This window comes from Glycomyces halotolerans, assembly GCF_054779575.1.
The window spans coordinates 1-14,568 of the sequence record NZ_BAAGXZ010000012.1 but is presented as its reverse complement, the minus strand read 5'-3'; the positions used below and the strand labels follow the sequence as shown (position 1 = coordinate 14,568).

13 protein-coding genes are annotated in these 14,568 nt (G+C 69.8%); 7 read left to right on the top strand and 6 right to left on the bottom strand.

Features of this window, described 5'->3' with window-relative positions; genetic code table 11:
* Positions 1–8 precede the first annotated feature (8 nt).
* The 6 genes from ACYVL2_RS11710 (at position 9) to ACYVL2_RS11685 (ending at position 5,964) form a co-directional block, all read left to right on the top strand.
* A complete protein-coding gene (locus ACYVL2_RS11710) occupies positions 9–1,517 on the top strand; it encodes a glycosyltransferase family 4 protein (RefSeq protein ID WP_460543426.1) in 1,509 nt (502 codons plus the stop codon).
* 502 nt (positions 1,518–2,019) lie between these two features.
* A complete protein-coding gene (locus ACYVL2_RS11705) occupies positions 2,020–2,940 on the top strand; it encodes a proline dehydrogenase family protein (protein WP_460543424.1) in 921 nt (306 codons plus the stop codon).
* Between the two features lie 205 nt (positions 2,941–3,145).
* A complete protein-coding gene (locus ACYVL2_RS11700; protein ID WP_460543422.1) occupies positions 3,146–4,687 on the top strand; it encodes a hypothetical protein in 1,542 nt (513 codons plus the stop codon).
* Positions 4,688–5,107: 420 nt separating this feature from the next.
* On the top strand, positions 5,108–5,311 hold the full coding sequence (locus tag ACYVL2_RS11695) for a helix-turn-helix domain-containing protein (protein ID WP_460543420.1): 204 nt from the start codon (positions 5,108–5,110) through the stop codon (positions 5,309–5,311).
* A gap of 190 nt (positions 5,312–5,501) precedes the next feature.
* A complete protein-coding gene (locus ACYVL2_RS11690) occupies positions 5,502–5,603 on the top strand; it encodes a 30S ribosomal protein bS22 (RefSeq protein ID WP_081687713.1) in 102 nt (33 codons plus the stop codon).
* A 43-nt stretch (positions 5,604–5,646) separates the two neighbouring features.
* Positions 5,647–5,964: a DUF2516 family protein gene (locus tag ACYVL2_RS11685; RefSeq protein ID WP_460543417.1), complete on the top strand. Its 318-nt coding sequence runs from the start codon at positions 5,647–5,649 to the stop codon at positions 5,962–5,964.
* A 177-nt stretch (positions 5,965–6,141) separates the two neighbouring features.
* Here the strand turns inward: ACYVL2_RS11685 and htpX are convergent, their stop codons facing one another.
* The 5 genes from htpX to nuoK form a co-directional block, all read right to left on the bottom strand.
* Entirely contained in the window at positions 6,142–7,005 is an 864-nt protein-coding gene (gene htpX / locus ACYVL2_RS11680; protein WP_460543415.1) for a M48 family metallopeptidase, read from the bottom strand.
* 73 nt (positions 7,006–7,078) lie between these two features.
* On the bottom strand, positions 7,079–8,458 hold the full coding sequence (locus tag ACYVL2_RS11675) for an NADH-quinone oxidoreductase subunit N (protein WP_460543413.1): 1,380 nt from the start codon (positions 8,456–8,458) through the stop codon (positions 7,079–7,081).
* Positions 8,459–8,588: 130 nt separating this feature from the next.
* A complete protein-coding gene (locus ACYVL2_RS11670) occupies positions 8,589–10,001 on the bottom strand; it encodes a complex I subunit 4 family protein (protein WP_460543411.1) in 1,413 nt (470 codons plus the stop codon).
* Positions 10,002–10,098: 97 nt separating this feature from the next.
* Positions 10,099–11,871, bottom strand: a complete 1,773-nt coding sequence (locus tag ACYVL2_RS11665; protein ID WP_460543409.1) for an NADH-quinone oxidoreductase subunit 5 family protein — start codon at positions 11,869–11,871, stop codon at positions 10,099–10,101.
* Between the two features lie 97 nt (positions 11,872–11,968).
* Positions 11,969–12,271, bottom strand: a complete 303-nt coding sequence (gene nuoK / locus ACYVL2_RS11660; protein ID WP_460543407.1) for an NADH-quinone oxidoreductase subunit NuoK — start codon at positions 12,269–12,271, stop codon at positions 11,969–11,971.
* Positions 12,272–12,819: 548 nt separating this feature from the next.
* Between nuoK and ACYVL2_RS11655 the strand changes: the two genes are divergently transcribed.
* A complete protein-coding gene (locus ACYVL2_RS11655; RefSeq protein ID WP_460543404.1) occupies positions 12,820–12,942 on the top strand; it encodes a hypothetical protein in 123 nt (40 codons plus the stop codon).
* 892 nt (positions 12,943–13,834) lie between these two features.
* Here ACYVL2_RS11655 and ACYVL2_RS11650 read toward each other — a convergent pair.
* Positions 13,835–14,568, bottom strand: a 734-nt coding sequence (locus ACYVL2_RS11650) for a transposase (protein WP_460543402.1), incomplete at its 5' end; no start/stop codon positions are given.

Sequence of the window (14,568 nt, the reverse complement as noted above, 5' to 3'; positions counted from 1 at the left end):
GAGTACAGATGGAACAGCCCTCGACCGCGAAGCGGCGCATCGTCATGCTCGTCGACAACCCGGTCGACGGCGACTCGCGTGTCCAGAAGGCCGCCCGCTCGATGGCCGACGCCGGATGGGACGTCCACCTCATCGGACGCTCGGCCAGCACCGAGGCCGACACCTACATGCTCGGCCGGGCGCGCGTCCACCGCCTGCCGCTCCAGGCGCTCTCGCCGCGCAAGTCGCTGCTCGACCGGGCCATGCGCGTGCGCCACCCCCTCGGCTGCAAGAGCACCGCGATCGCCAACATCCTCCAACGCGAGATCGCCGTTTCCAAGACCGAGGAGCTCCAGCGCCGCTACGCCCCCGCCACCCGCGGCGGCCGCGGCGTCCCGCGCACGGTGCGCGACCTTGCCGGGAAGGTCCGCCGCCGCTTCTTGGCCGCGCGGGTACGCCAGACCAAGGCGGGCTTCAAGTGGCGGGGGCAGCGCACCCACGGCCGCATCCAGCGCATCGACGCGGCGCTGCAGCGGGCCCTGCACGGCACGCGGGCCTGGCGCCGCCTCGACCCCACGCCGCTGCGCTACGACGCCTCCTACGCGAAGCTCATCGACGAGCTGCGCCCCGAGCTCATCCACGCCCACGACTATCGCATGATCGGCGTCGCGGCCCGAGCCGTGGCTCGGGCCCGCGGCAAGGGCCGGAAGATCCACCTGCTCTACGACGCCCACGAGTTCGTGCCCGGCATGACCAACCCGGCGGGACACCGCTGGCTGGTCTCCCAGACCCTGTACGAGCGCGAGTACTTCCGCTGCGCCGACGCCGTCGTCACCGTCTCCGAGCCGCTGGCCGACCTGCTCGTCGCCGAGCACCGCCTCGCCGAGCGCCCCGCGGTGGTCCTCAACACCCCGCCGAGGGACGCCTCGGCACCCGAACGCACCTGCACCGACGTCCGCGACGCCTGCGGGCTCCAACCCGGACAGCCCCTGGCCGTCTACTGCGGCGGCGCCTCGGAGCAGCGCGGCCTCCACACCCTCGTCGGCACCCTCGAACACCTGCCCGAGTTCCACGTCGCCCTGGTGGTCAACACCCTGGACTCGGACTATGTGAAGCGCTTGCGTGGCATCGCGGCTGATGTCGGGGCGACGGAGCGGCTGCACCTGATGGGTTACGTGCCCTACGACGAGCTGCCCGACTTCCTCTCCACGGCGGACGTCGGCGTCCATCCGCTGCGACGGGGCCCGATCAACCATGAGGTCGCGCTGAGCACCAAGTTCTTCGAGTTCATGCAGGCGAAGATCCCAGTCGTGGTCAGCGATGTGAAGGCGATGTCGGAATCGGTGAGGACGACCGGCATCGGCGAGGTCTTCGCCTCCGAGGACACCGGCGACCTGGCCGCAGCGCTCAAGAGCGTCCTGTCCGATCCCGGCCGCTACCGCGAGCCCTACTCCCGGCCCGAACTGCTCGACCAGTACACGTGGGAGCGCCAGTCCGAGGCCTACGACGCGATCTACCGCCGCCTCCTCATGCCCTAGTCCGACCTCGTCGTTGCCGCCTTCACGCCGGTGGCCGGAACCGACCCGTACCACCGTGATCGCGTGCTTGATCTTTCCACGGACGAGAACGGCATTCACCTGTACGAACGCAACGGCGAACGGTACCGGCACCCGGTGCAGCAGACGCAGTACGCCATCTCCCTGCTGGGGGAGTAGTACGCGGCCACCGGAAACGCCGACAGGCTCGCACGGGCCGACGCCACCCCGCATGACCGGCGGCGACCGGTTCGGGGAACTGGCCGACATCTTCCGCGGGGACTTCACCTAGGGCCCCCTCCGGCCAGCGGTTTCCCCGCGACCGTGGCCGCCCGCGGCCCCGACTGCATCGCCGTCCGTTCCGGTCGCCGGTCGCCAGGGCTGGAGTCGCTATGCTCTTTGAAAGATTAGATTGTGCCGCAATATTCCTTTGTTTCTAATGTCTCGATCCACGTGTTATGACACCGTGACCAGATATTGAACCGCGGCGGGCTACGCTGCAGGCATGCTGCGTTCTGTCATACTCGCCGCCGCCCGGTCATCGAAGATCGAGCAGCTCGTGGGCACCGCTCCGGTGAGCCGGTCGCTCGTCCGCCGCTATGTCGCCGGCGAGGCCACCGCCGACGCGGTCGCCGCCGCCCGAACCCTGGCGGCCGACGGGCTGCTGGCCACGCTGGACTATCTCGGGGAGGACACCGTCGCGGTCGAACAGGCCGACTCCACCCGGGACGAGTATCTGCGACTGCTCGCGGCCCTCAAGGCCGAGGGCCTCTCGCGCACCACCGAAGTCAGCGTGAAGCTGTCGGCGGTCGGGCAGCGCATCGACCCGGAGCTGGCCTACGACCGCGCCCGGGAGATCTGCCTCGCCGCCCGCGACGGCGGCACCACGGTCACCATCGACATGGAAGACCACACCGTCACCGACTCCACCCTGGAGATCGTCGCGCGGCTGCGGGACGACTTCCCCGACACCGGCGCGGTCCTCCAGGCTTACCTGCGCCGCACCGAGGACGACTGCAAGGCCATGGCGACCAGAGATTCCCGGATCCGGCTGTGCAAGGGCGCCTACAAAGAACCCGAGTCGGTCGCCTATCAGCGCAAACTCGACATCGACCGCTCATACGTTCGATGCGTCAACGCCCTCATGGCCGGCGACGGCTATCCGATGCTGGCCACGCACGACCCGCGCCTGGTCGAGATCGCCATCGACCGCTCCCGCTGGTTCGATCGCGAGCCCGACTCGTTCGAGTTCCAGATGCTCTACGGCATCCGCCCCGCCGAGCAGCTGCGCCTGGCGGCCGAGGGCTACCGCATGCGCGTCTATGTGCCCTACGGCGACCAGTGGTACGGATACCTCATGCGCCGCATGGCCGAGAAGCCCTCGAACGTGGCGGTCTTCACACGGTCATTGTGGAGCAAGTCCTGAGGCCGAAACCACGTCTCAGGCTCGGAGCGCGCGCGTAGCCGAGAGCCCCTGCGGGGAACCCGCGGGGGAACAGCCCCGCGTGTGGGCTGCTCGGGAATGCGTGCGCCGAGGTCGTTCTCGGCACCGAGTCCGGCCGACGTCCGCGGTGTAAAAGTGGACAGCCGGCGTATCGCCGCGGTAGCGACCAGAGACTAAAGTTGCGAGGGTGACTCAAGCCCCCGAGGACTTCCCCCCTGGGCAGCCCGCCCGCGATCCGGGCTACGAAGCGCACCCCGCCGCGCATGTCCCGGCGCAGCGCCCCTCCCACGAGGAGGCGGCGATGGCGGCGCCGGCGACCGAGCAGCCGGCCGCGCCCCCGCCGGTCGAGATGGCGCCACCGCCGTACTACCCCGTTTACGCGCCCTACCAGCCCCGCCCCGAACCCAAGCGGTCCCGCGTCGGCACCCTCCTCATGGTCGTCGTCCTGATCGCCGGCGCCGTCGTCGCGGGCGGACTCGTCAACGGCTGGCGCCCGGCGATGCCGGCCGCCGAGACCGGCACCATCTCCGGCGCCCCGGTCGCCCCCGGCGAAGGCACCCTCCCCAGCCCCGGACCGGACGCTCCCAGCAGCGAGGTCCTGGCCTACCTCAAGGAACAGGCCCAGCTCGTCCTCGACGCCCACTCGCAGTCGCTCATCTCCGGCAGCCTCGAAGGCTGGCTGGCGGCGTTCGACCCGACGCTCGGCGACCGCATGACGACCCGCTACGACAACCTGCGGGCGATGCAGGTCAGCCGCTTCGACTACCGGATCACGTCCGGCCCGCTCGAGGACGACTCCGGCGCCGTGCCCCTCTACGAGATCTCCGTCGTCGTCACCTACTGCTTCGCCGAGCCGGCCGGCGAATGCTCGCCGGCCGACGTCGTCTTCGCCACCACCTGGCGCGCCGGCGAGGACGGCATGGTCATGGTCGAGGTCGAACCGTCGGCCGGCCGCGACGGGCCGCACCCGTGGGAGACCGACGAACTGGTCGCCGCCGTCGGCGACCGCACCGTCGTCGCCGCCCCCGCCCACATGTCCGAGGACCTCGACCAGGCCCTGGAGATCTCCGAGGCCGCCGCCGTCAACGCCGACAAGTGGGCGCTGTGGGCGGAGCCCGACCGGTACGTGGTCTACATCGCCTCCGACGACGAGTTCGGCACCTGGTTCGGCGGGCTGTTCGAGAGCGGCGACGTCCTCGGCTTCGCCCTGCCCCTCGAAGGCACCGTCGACGGCGAGCGGATCCCGACCACCTACGCCACGGTCATGAACGTCGACCGGACCGGCTGGGGATACGACCTCACCAGCGTGATCCGCCACGAACTCGGCCACGCGGTCACCCTGTGGGCGGCGGAGTCGGAGAACTACACGAACGACACCTGGTGGATGGTCGAGGGCATCGCCGAGTACATCGACCACGGCGACAAGCCCCTCGACGACTACGACCGGATGTGGGACGTCGAGGACCACGTCGCCGACGGCGGCTGCTCCGACGAGATCACCCCGCCCGAAGAGGACGACGACACCCTCGCCGGCTCCGGGAAGTACGGCTGCGGGTTCCTCGGCGTCCACTACATGATCGAGACCTACGGCCTCGACGCCTTCGCCGAGTGGTTCGGCCTCACCGCCCGGGAGGGGCAGCAGGCCTCCTCGACCGCGGAGGACGTCTACGGCAAGAGCTACACCGAACTCATGGACGAGATCACGGCCTTCATCGACCAGACTGTCTAAACTGGCCGTGATGGTGTCGGGGCCGCCGGTGGGTGTTCGGAGTCGAACCCCGCCCGAGAGGAAGCCACGGGACGGGTCCGCTGGTGGGGGCCGCGTCGGAGGGTCGCGGCACTCGTGCGGGGCGCTCGGCGGGCGTCGAGTCCAAGATCAACTTGTGGCGTTGAAGGAGATTACGGTTTTCACCGCCCAGATCCGCCTAGACCGCCTGTTGCCCAATGAGCCGGACTGTCGTAACATGAGCAACATCCCAATCGAAAGACATCAACGTCACGGACAGTGACGACCGACTTGTTTCGGTTCATATGGGCATTCGCGTCCACCGCACCTCCTAACACATCACAGAACCCCACTCTCGGCGAAGCTTGCGAGCCGTAAGTTAGCCGAGTCCTCGCAACAGCCCTCGACAGAACGGTGAGACACATGAGCGAACCCGGGGACCTCCTCGACGAGGTCAGATTCTTGACGGTGACGGAAGTGGCCGACCTGATGCGCGTCTCAAAAATGACGGTGTACCGGCTCGTCCACAACGGTGAGATCGCGGCCGTGCGGGTGGGGCGCTCGTTCCGCGTCCCCGAAAGCGCCGTGAAGACCTACCTCTCCGAGGCGCTCCAATCTGAGGAGTAGTCCGGCCTCCCGATCCGAGGCGCTCCCGACCGAGGGGCGGCCCGGCCTTCAACCGCAGGCCCCGTCCGCGCATCCGCTGTGACGGGGCCTGCGGTCGTGCAATCCCGGCGAGGTCCAGCCGCCGCGCCCGAGCTAGGCTAGTTGCGCTCGAAATATCGTCTACTGAATGTTCTGTGAGTGAGGAAGCTTTATGGGCTCGGTCATCAAGAAGCGACGCAAGCGCATGGCCAAGAAGAAGCACCGCAAGCTGCTGCGCAAGACCCGAGTGCAGCGTCGCAAGCTCGGTAAGTAACCGAGCCGACCGGCTCTCGACATCCTCCTAGTAGGCTGGAGCCATGCCAGAGTTCGAAGCCGCCCCGTTCGTGTTCGAGATCCGCGCCATCGTGTGGATGGTCATCGGCTACGGCGCCGCGCTCCTGTCGCTGATCGCATCGGTTCACTGTGCGGTGCAGAAACCCGAAGCCTTCAACGCCATCGGGACGCTCACCAAGGGCACCTGGCTCGGCCTGCTGGTCATCAGCTTCGGTCTGGCGCTCATCTTCGGCGGCTTCGGGGGCCTCGGCCTGTTCGGCCTCATCGCCCTGTGCGCCGCCCTGGTCTACCTCCTCGACGTCCGAGGCGGCATCAAAGACGTCGGCGGCGGCGTCTACTAGCGCCGCGCGACCAGCGCGCTTCAAGGTCAACGCTTCAAGGCTTCGCAGCCGTGCCCCGGCCGGGGCACGGCTGCGCCTGGTTTCTCACGAGGCTCTCGACGGAGCCTCGATGCCTTCCAGCCGGCCCCGTGAGCAGCGAGCTTCGCGGGACTCGCGTCCCCCGCCGTTCCAGCCGGCTCAGCGGACGGTGCCGCCGGCCATCTGACGCAGCCGGGCGACCCGCTGCTCGGTCGGCGGGTGGGTCGAGAACAAGGTCGACAGCCCCCCGCCGCGCAGCGGCGACTCGATCATCAGATGCGCCTCGCCGGCGATCGGGCTGTCCGAACGCGCCGGCATCCGGTCGACCCCGTGCGAGATCTTCTGCAGCGCGCTGGCCAGCGCCAACGGGTCCCCGGTCAGCCGCGCGCCGTCGGCGTCGGCCTCGTATTCGCGCGACCGGCTGACCGCCATCTGGATCACGCCCGCGGCCATCGGCGCCAGCAGCATCGTCAGCAGCAGCGCGAGCGGGTTCGGCCCGTCCTCGTCGCTGCCGCCGAAGAACGGGATGAACCAGACGATGTTGGCCAGCATGGTGATGATGCTCGCCAGCGCCCCGGCGACCGAGGAGATGAGGATGTCGCGGTTGTAGACGTGCGAGAGTTCGTGGCCGAGCACCGCGCGCAGTTCGGCCGGGGTGAGCAGTTGCACGATCCCCTCGGTGACCGCGACGGCGGCATTCTCGGGGTTGCGGCCGGTGGCGAAGGCGTTCGGCTGCATCGTCGGCGCGACGTAGAGCCGCGGCATCGGCTGCCCGGCCCGCTGCGCCAGTTCTCGGACGATCGCGTACAGCTGGGGGGCTTGCGCCTCGTTGACCGGTCGGGCCTGCATCGAGCGCAGGGCGATCTTGTCGGAGTTGAAGTAGGCGTAGGCGTTCATGCCCACGGCGATGACGGTGGCGATGACCAGGCCGGTCGTGCCGGCGATGAAGTAGCCGATCGCGAGGACCAGCCCTGACAGTGCGCCGAGCAGGACCGCGGTCTTGAGGCCGTTGCGGTGTCTCATGGTGTCTCGTCTCCCCTTGTTGTGAGGACACAACTCCCTGATACCGGCAAGTATTCCGCGTTGAGCTGGGAAATCACCGAGAAATAGAGGTGAATTCCAGCACGGCCTGAGGTGCGAGACTGACCGCGACGAGGACCGCGCCGATGGCCAGGACGGCCAGGCCGAAGCGGCGCGGCGACGGCCGCGCGCCGTGGCCGAGCAGGACGGTCCGGGCCAGCGGCAGGTAGTAGGCCAGACCGGCGACGGTGCCGGCTACGACGACGACGGCCAGCCAGATCGCGGACGAGGCGAGCCATTCGAGGATCGCGACCTTGGCGAACGTTCCGGCCAGCGCCGGCGGAAGCCCCGCGAGGCCGACCACGGCGATGAGGAAGACGGTCGCCGGGCCGGGCGCGGTCCGCCAGAGGCCGCCGAGGTCGGCGATAGTGCCGCCGTCGTCCTCGCGGACGGCGGTGAGCGAGGCGAACGCCCCGGCCTCCAGCAGCACGAAGAACACCGCATAGGCGAGTGCCGCCGAGGCGGCCGCGCCGGTGTCGTCGAGGACGGCCAGCGGTGCGAGGACGTACCCGGCGTGGGCGATGCCGGACCAGGCCAGCACGCCGACCGTGCGGCGCTGGACGAGCGCGCCGATGTTGCCGATGCCTATCGAGGCGACCGCGAGTCCGGCCACGACGATCCCGGCGGGGAGGCTCGCGGCGCCGGGAAGCCCGAAGTGGACGACCCAGATGATCGCGACCGCGCCGCCGAGTTTGGAGGCGCTGGCGAGGTAGGTCGCGACCGGCAGCGGCGCGCGTTCGAGGACGAGCGGGGCCCAGGAGTGCAGTGGGGCGGCGGCGAGTTTGAAGGCCAGTCCGCCGATCAGGAGCGTGGTCCCGGCGGCGACGAGGCCGGGGTCGGTGCCGACGAGCGCGCCCGGGAGCCCTTCGAGGTGGACGGTCCCGGCGGCGGTGTACAGCAGCGCTGCGCCCATGAGCGCGGTGGCCGAGGCGGTGATGGAGGCGATCAGGAACGTCACGCCCGCTTCGGCGCCTCTGCGTCCGGGGCCGGCGACGAGGACGTACAGCGGCACGGTGAGGGTCTCGACGGCGACGATGAGGGTGATGAGGTCGCGGCCGGAGGCCAGGGTGATGCCGCCGGCGGCGGAGATCGCCAGGAGGAAGAAGTATTCGGGTTCTCGGCGTCCGCCGATGGCGGCTGCCAGGACGGTGAGTCCGGCGAAGAGCGCGGCGAGTCCCATCGCGGTGTCGTCGGCGACGAACGAGTGCCAGGGTCCGACCGCGAACGTCTCGCGCACGGGCCCGAAAGCGAGCCAGACGGCGGCGGCTCCGGAGGCGGTGAGGCCGAGCATCGTGGCGGCTTTGGCCGCGCGCCCCGCGAAGAGCGCCACGGCGGCGGTCGCCGCCGCGAGGTACAGCGGCAGCAGCGCGGCGTGGTCGATCGCTTGGGAGTTCATCGAGCGCACCTCCCCTCGGCGGCGACGGCGGAGGGCGGCAGCGGCAGACCTGGTCCGAGCATCCCTGCTCGCCTCGGCCCTGCCGGAGCAGCGGCCCGGCACCTTGAGCGCGAGGGAGTGGGTCCGGCCATCACAGCACCCCCGCCGCGAAGAGTTCGAGCAGCGGTCCCGGCGCGAGGCCCAGCAGTACGGTGGCGGCCACGAGGGGCGACCAGATCGCCAGTTCGGCGGCGGTCGCGGTGCCGATGCCGTCCACGACCGCTCCGGGCGGCCCGTGTGCGACGTGCTTGAGCATGCGCAGCAGGTAGGCGGCGGTCAAGAACGCGCCGATCGCGGCGATCACCGCGAGCGCGAACCAGCCGCCGCCGCGTTCGGCGGCGGCGTAGACGGTGAACGCCTCGCCCCAGAACCCGGCCAGGCCCGGGAGCCCGAGTGAGGCGAGGGAGGCGAATCCGAGCAGTCCCGCGAGCGCGGGGGCGGCGACTCGGAGTCCGCCGAGTTCGGCGAGCAGGCCGGTGCGGGTGCGGGCTTTCAGCGCCCCGGCGAGGAAGAACAGCAGCGGGGTGATCAGGCCGTGCGCGAGGTTGGCGAACAGGGCCGCGCGGACGCCGGCCTCGGTGCCGGTCGCGAACGCCAGGACGACGAATCCCATGTGGCCGACCGATGAGTAAGCGATGAGGCGTTTGATCTCTGCCTGCGCCAGGCACACCAGTCCGGCGACGATGATGCCGATGGCGGCGAGGACGCCGAGCACGGGCGCGGCTCGGGCGGCGCCGTCGGGGGCGATGCCGCCTGCGACTCGGATCAGCCCGTAGGTGCCGAGCTTGAGGAGCACTCCGGCCAGGAGCACGGACCCGACGGTGGGTGCGGCGGTGTGCGCGTCGGGCAGCCACGAGTGCAGGGGCCACAGCGGCGCTTTGACGGCGAAGCCGATGGCGAGGAGGGCGAACACCGGCAGCGCGGCTTCGCGGCTGACGCCGCCGGCGGCGATGATGGCGCCCAGATCGGCGGTCCCGGTGTCGGCGACGGCGGCGAACAGGCCGGTGGCCATGATGAGGGAACCGGCGACGGTGAACAGAGCGAACTTTCCGGCCGCGCGCCGCCGCGCGGACTCGTCTCCGTACCGGTGGATGATCGCCCACATCGGCAGGAGCACCGCCTCGAAGGCGATGAAGAACAGGATCAGGTTGTCGGCCAGGAACACCGCCGTAGAGGCGGCCTGGACCGCCAGGAGCAGTGAGGTGAGCGTCGGCGACCCGGCGCGCGCGTTGTGGAGGCAGCACAGCAGGCCCAGAAGCGCCGTCAGGAGCGCGAGCGGCCAGGACACGCCGTCGACCGACAGCGAGAAGTCGAGGTGGATCAGCGGCGCCCACACGAAGTCGACCTCGTGCCACCAGCGCTCGCCGCGCCCGACCGGCAGAACCGCCACGGCCGCGAACGCGAGCACCGCCGCGGCCACGCCGACATCGTTGCGCCGCAGCCACCACGTCAGTGCCGCCCCGGCCAGCGGCAGCGCCACCGAGAGGATGAGGATCAGGTCCATGAGGGCCTCCCCCCGATCGCGGCCGCGGTGACGGACAGCTGACCTCGCGGGGAGGGGCCGCCCCGACGCTCGGCCCGGTCCGGGCGAGGAGCACAGTTCAGGGCCATAGGTTCACCCCGATCGCCACGACCGCGACCACGAGGGTGCCGGCGACACTGAGTCGCAGGTACCTCACCAGGCCGCCGCGATGTCCCTCTTCGGTCCGGCGGCTCGCCGCGAGCACGCCTCGCGCCGAGCCCTCGACGGCGGCCCGGTCGACCAGCTGCTCGTCGAGCAGCCGCGCCGCCCCGGCCGCGACCCGCGCGGTGGCCCGGGAAGCCCTGGTGGCGGCCGCGTCGGCGAACAGGCCTTGCGCGAAGGCGCCCTTCGCGCGGCCCAGCAGCCGGTTCGGATCCCGGGCCCGGTCCCGCCACCACGAATCGGCGACCGGGTAGAGCCCGGCGAGCATCGCGATCAGCATCAGCGCCACGAGATCGAGGTGCAGCTCAGGCAGCCGCAGCGGCCCTGTGAAGTAGAGCGCCCCGGCCCCGGCGGTCGCGACCGCGAGTGTCCACAGCCCGGCCGCCTCCGGCCGGGGCGGCGCGTACCGCTCCTCCGCTCCGCCCCGCCAGAACAGCAGCAGCCACAGCCGGCCGCTGTAGGCGGCGGTGAGTATCGTGGCGACCACCCCGGCCCAGAACACGACCACTCCGGCCGGTGTACCGGCCTCGTAGGCCGCGCCGAGGACCGCCTCCTTGCTGTAGAACCCTCCCAGCGGCGGCACGCCCGCCATCGCGGCGAGACCGATCGTCATCGACCAGAACGCCAGCGGCGTCGTGCTCGGCCGCACCCGTGTCGTCTTCAGCGACCCGTCGGTGGCGGCCTGCGCGATCACCACGCCCGCGGTCAGGAACAGCAGCGCCTTGAACGCCGCATGCGACAGCAGGTGGAACAGCGCCGTGTCGCCGGCGGCGACGGCCACGGCCGCGAACATGAACCCGACCTGGCTGATCGTCGACCACGCCAGGACGCCCTTGACGTCGGTGGCCGCGAACGCGCACAGTCCGGCCCCGACCATGCTGACGGCGGCCACGACCGCGACCACCAACAACAGTTCGGGCGGCCAGACCGGCAGCAGGCGGGTCAGGACGTACGCGCCGGCGGCCACCATGGTCGCGGCGTGGATGAGCGCGCTGACAGGCGTCGGGCCCGCCATCGCCGGAGGCAGCCACACCTGCAGCGGGAACTGCGCCGACTTCCCGATGCACCCGAACAGGATCAGCAGCATCGCCGCCGTCGCGGCCCCGGCGGAGACGTCGGTGAGCTCGCTGATGCGGAACGTCCCGGCAGAGACGCCGAGGACCATCACGCCCAGCACGAAGCCGACGTCGCCGAACCGCGTCACCAGGAACGCCTTCGCCGCCGCCCCGGGCGCCTCGGGCAGTTTCGCGTAGTGGGCGATGAGCAGGTACGAGCACGCGCCCATCACCTCCCAGCCGATCAGGAGGAACACCAGGTCGTCCGAGGCGACGACGAGGAGCATCGCCGCGCAGAACAGGTTGACCTGCGCGGCGAAGGGTGCGTACCGCGGATCGTCCCGCAGGTATGCGACCGAGTAGAGCTGCACGAGCAGGGAGACCAGCGCGCTGGCGATCGCCACGGCGACGGCCGTGGGAGCCAGGTCCAGTGCGGCGGTCACTTGGACGGTACCGAAGTCGGCGAGCGGGTAGGACACGACCGGGTCGCTGAACGCGGCGGCGACGGCGCACGCCAGCGCGGCGGCCGGTCCGGCGATCGCCGGCCAGACGGCTCGGCGGCGGTGCCGCAGCAGCAGTCCGGCCAGCCCGGCCGCCGCGGGGAAAGCGATCATTCCCCATGCGAAGAAGCCCATCACCGGCACTCCTCCTCCGGCAGTCCGTCAGTGTCGATGGTCCCGGCCAGCCCGGCCGCCGCCGGGAAAGCGATCATCGCCCATGCGAGGAGCCCCATCACTGGACTTCCTCCTCGGGGAGGCCGTCGGTGTCGATGGTTCGGCGCGCGCGCCACAGGTTGAGCACGAGTGCGAGCCCGACGCCGACTTCGGCGGCGGCGATGACGACGATGAACAGTGCGAAGCTCTGACCGGTGTAGGCGTCGCGGACGACGTCGGTGGTGACCAGGACCAGGTGCACGCCGCCGAGCATGAGCTCGGCGGCGGCCAGTTGCATGACGGCGTTGCGTCTGGTGAGGACGCCGTAGAGTCCGATCGCGAACAGCCCCACGGCGACGAGGTAGCCGATCACCGGATGCACGGGGCCTCCCCGGTGACGGTGAGATCGGTCGATCGGGGGCACATGGCATCATCTTGTCCCACGCGGGCCTTGAAAGTCCAGCGTTGAGACCGTGTCGATATATCCCGATGGTGTTCGGCGACTCGGAAGGGCTCGCGTGTGGCGGGGCGTGAGTGTTCCCTGACGGGGGGAGTGTTCGCGGACATGCCGAAGGGCCCGATCCCGCTTCGGGATTCGGGCTGAGCGCCTTTGCGGGTGCTCTCCCCTCGGCACGGCCCGCATGCCGAGGGCGGACTAAGAACGGCGGATCGCCGAGGCCGGATCGTCGAGGAGGGTTCGCCACAGCGGGCTCGGGGTTCGAAACGGCTTCGCGTTCCCGCGGCCGGAACTTCGCCCGCATTTGAGCCCTTGCCTTCTCCATCGCCTTCCAGGAGTCGGCGGCGACCAGTTCGAGCAGTTCGCGCTTGAACACCGGGGAGTATTCGCCGGCGTCGAGGCCTGTCGGCAGGTCGCGGGCGAAGAGGTCCTGCTCCCAGTCGACGTCCGTGCATCCGGTCGGCGTGTGCGTGATGACCGCCTTGCCGGGGGCGGTCTTCTCGATCGCCCACTTGCCGGTGTGGATGCGCCCGTGGTGGAACCTGCACAGCAGAACCAGGTTCTCGGCGGTCGTCGCTCCGCCGTCGGCCCAGTAGAGACGATGAAGGGTCCTTGTTCCAATTCGGACTTAGCTGTAGTCCATGATGTCACTTCCTGCTAATTGGTTCGCCCCAGCGTGTTCTGCTGAGTCGGTTGAACGGCTGCCTGGACCGGAGTTGTGATCGTGCTTCATGTCGAGGGGTCTCGTTGGCACCGATTGGGAGTGACGTGACGGGATGATTCTCTCGAAGCGTGACTTCAGGGTGTTCTGACTGGGCCGCTGAAAACGCTGGTCGATCCGGATCATCGAAGGCAGCCCTGCAGGGGGCGCGCTTCAATCGTGTCGACTTCGCGAGGCAGATCGGCAGTTACTTCTCGCACTTGGTTTGCCCGACGACCTTCTCATGACGCCGTCGTTTCAAACCGGAGCCGAACCGACGCTAACTCCCAAGGTGGCTGGCCTACACGAAGCACGGCTGGTCGACGCCCACGACAGACTGTATGACCTCGGCAGCTTATTAACTCCTCTGTGGCTAATTCGTCGAAACCATGTGGCGATGGCGTGCCGCGCTTCCGGTCCTGTTCGAACTTCAAGAGCCGCTCGCTCACCGCCGCGGCGGGTTCGAGCCGCGAGTACCGCTCGTCGCCAAGCGTGCGAGCTGATCGTCCTTGAAGGCATCGAACGGATCGAGTCTGCCAGCCGAGTCGACGACCTAGCTTGATTTTTGAGGTTCACCGGTGGCGGTAAACGTCAAATGTCAAGCTAGCCTCGATTCGTCTGTGTCCTGTGTGGCTTGAATGTCGGTCTGAGTTCTCCCGGTTTGTCCCCTACCGTGTCGGGTAGTGCCGGGCCGGAGTGCGCTCCTGGTAGCGCCAGGCGGTCTCGCTTGCCTGGTGGCGGCCGCGTCTGCTCCTCTCGGCGGCGGGTCAGCGGGGTAGAGGTTTCGGTCAGGTCGGCAGCGGCGTGATCGCGCCGATCCGGTGCCCGGACAGGGTGAACGCTGCGGCCCAGGGCCAGTCCTTCGCGAGACGAAGGGTGCACCTTCGTGCGTGGTGGGCGAGGCGGCCGGGGAGGGCGTAGAGGCGGTGTCGCATCGTGTCGATCTCGGCGTCGGCCAGATCGGGCTGGTCGCGCAGGCCGAGGAGTTTCAGCCAGGTGTCGAGGTCGGCGGCCATGTTCGCGGCCAGCAGCCAGGACTCGTTCACCTCCCAGGACTGGGAGGGCAGCAGCCGCAGGCCACAGGCCTTGCCGGTCCGGACCCGGTCCTCGACCACGGCGTGATGCCGGTGGAGCACATCGAGGAACTGGACGGTGCCGGTCCCTGCCAGGCGCCCGATGCCGGTGTGGTCGATGTTGGTGGCCTGGACCGAGTAGACCCAGCCGGTGGCCCGCTCGAAGTCGGTCATGTTCTTGATCTGCCGCCGTGAGGGTCGTACCCGGCGGGCGATCAGCCGCATCCCTGCGGGCCAGCCGGTTCTGGTGGCCAGGGCGGTGAGCTCGGCGACGGCGTAGCCGTGCTGAACGTCGCCATCGGTACGGATCGCTTCGGACCAAGCGGTCTCGGGCAGGGCGGCGATCGCGGTCTCCTCAGTGGCCCGCATCGCCCAGCCGACCGTGTAATACACCCGTCGCCATCTGGTGTTCAGTGAGCTGAAGTGCTCCAGCAGTGCATGGCTGGCTC